This window comes from Streptomyces sp. 13-12-16, from assembly GCF_002114215.1.
Taxonomy (GTDB): Bacteria; Actinomycetota; Actinomycetes; order Streptomycetales; family Streptomycetaceae; genus Streptomyces.
Window position 1 is genome coordinate 1,759 of record NZ_NCTE01001259.1, and the last position, 2,100, is coordinate 3,858.

1 protein-coding gene is annotated in these 2,100 nt (G+C 75.3%); it reads right to left on the reverse strand.

The window, feature by feature from the left end; all coding sequences use genetic code 11:
* Positions 1–2,100, reverse strand: a 2,100-nt coding sequence (locus B7767_RS38865; protein WP_143652897.1) for an amino acid adenylation domain-containing protein, incomplete at both ends; no start/stop codon positions are given.

Below are 2,100 nucleotides of genomic sequence, written 5' to 3' on the forward strand. Positions count from 1 at the left end.
ATGAAGTCGGGCAGTTTCCCGGCCACTTGCGCCCGCGCGGCCGTCACTGCGGCGTCGGTCTCCGCCACGAGGTAGGCGACCAGGCGGGTGACGCCCCGGTGGTCGTCCCGTGGCAGGACCGCGGCCTGGGAGATGCCGGGGCAGGCCATGAAGGCGCTCTCGATCTCGCCCGGCTCGATCCGGTGGCCCCGGATCTTGAGCTGGCCGTCGGCGCGGCCGAGGAACTCCAGGTTGCCGTCGGGGGCCCAGCGCACCCGGTCGCCGGTGCGGTACATGCGGGTGCCGGGCGCGCCGAACGGGTCGGCGACGAACCGCTCGGAGGTGAGCCCCGGCCGGCCGAGGTAGCCGCGGGCCAGGCCGCGGCCGGCGACGTACAGCTCGCCCTCGGCGCCCACCGGGACCGGGCGCAGCGCGGAGTCGAGCACGTAGGCGCGGGTGTTGGGGTCGGGCCGGCCGATGGGTGCGGGTCCCGGCCGGGCGGGGTCGGCGGGCCACAGGGTGGAGTTGACGCTCGCCTCGGTGAGCCCGTAGGCGACGACGACCCGCAGCCGCCCGGCCCAGCGGGCGATCAGTTCGCCCGGCACCGCCTCGGTGCCGACGACGAGGACGGCTCCGTCGGGCAGTTCGCAGTCCCGCGGCAGCGCGGAGACCAGCGACGGCGGCAGGATCATGTGGGTGGCGCGGTGCCCTGCGATGTACTCGGTGAGGGCGGGCCCGGCGACGCGGCGTCCGTCGGGGACGACGATGATCCGTCCGCCCACGCACAGCGACATGATCAGGTCCCAGACCGTCACGTCGAAGCCGACGGAGGCGAACTGGACGACCCGGCTGTCCGGGCCGACGCCGATGCGGTCGGTGGCGGTGGCGATGAGGCTGCCGACGCCGTCGTGGGTGACGACGACGCCCTTGGGGCGGCCGGTGGAGCCCGAGGTGTAGATGACGTACGCGGCCCGGTCGAGCGGGATCGGCAGGGAGAGGTCGGACGGGTCCTGTGCGGCCTGTGCGGCGGCCGTGTCCGGGTCGTCGAGCAGGACGTGGCCGGCACCGGGTGCGGCGGGGAGGTCCCCGGCCAGGTCGCGCACGGTGACGACGGTGCGTGCCCCCGCGTCGGACAGCATGTGGGCGATGCGGTCCTTCGGGTGGTCGGCGTCCAGCGGGAGGTAGGCGGCGCCGGTCTTCAGTACCGCGAGCAGGCAGATCACCAGCTCGGGCGAGCGGGGCAGGGCCACGGCGACGACGTCCTCGGCCCGCACGCCCCGGGAGACCAGGAGCCGGGCGAGCCGGTTGGCGTGGGCGTTCAGTTCGCCGTACGTCAGTTCCCGGTCCTCGCAGACCAGTGCCACGGCGTCGGGCGTCCTGCGGACCTGGTGTTCGAAGGCCGCGGGCCAGGTCAGCTCGGGTACCTCGCGCGGGGCGACGCCCAGTTCGCCGAGGAGCCGGCCGCGTTCCGCGCCGTCGGTGAGGTCGATGTGGCCGAGGGGTCGGTCGGGGTCTTCGGCCAGGGAGTCCAGCAGGGCGAGGAAGCGGCGTTCGTGGTCGCGCAGGGCGGCTTCGTCGCAGACGTCGGCGTCCGCGTCGAGGTGGAGGCGGACGCCCTGTCCGTCCCGTGCCCGGGAGAAGGTGAAGGCCAGGTCGTTCACCGGGCCGAGCCAGGCCGGGTGGAGTTCGGCCGGGTGGTCGCCGAAGGGCAGGTCGGCGGTGCCGGGGAGGATGTTGACCGTCGGCCCGACCAGTTCGGCCAGTCCGTCGGCGAGTCCCAGGTCCCGGGCCAGGTCCTCGGCCCGGTAGCGCCCGTGCTCGACGGCCTCGGCGACGATGTGCCCGGTTTCGGCCGCCAGTTCGGCTCCGGTGGTGCCCGGCCGGACCGGTACCCGCAGGGGGACGACGTTGGACACCATGCCGGGCACGGCCGCCGCTCCGTCGTCCCGGCGGGCGGTGACCGGCAGGCCGAGGACCAGGTCCTGTGCGCCGCTGGTCCGGTGCAGGTAGGCGGCCACGGCGGTGATCAGGAACCGGGAGAGCCGGACACCGGCGCCGCGGGCGGCGGCCTCCAGCCGGGCGGTGTCCCGCGCGCCGAGCACCGTGGAGCGCCGCACCCGC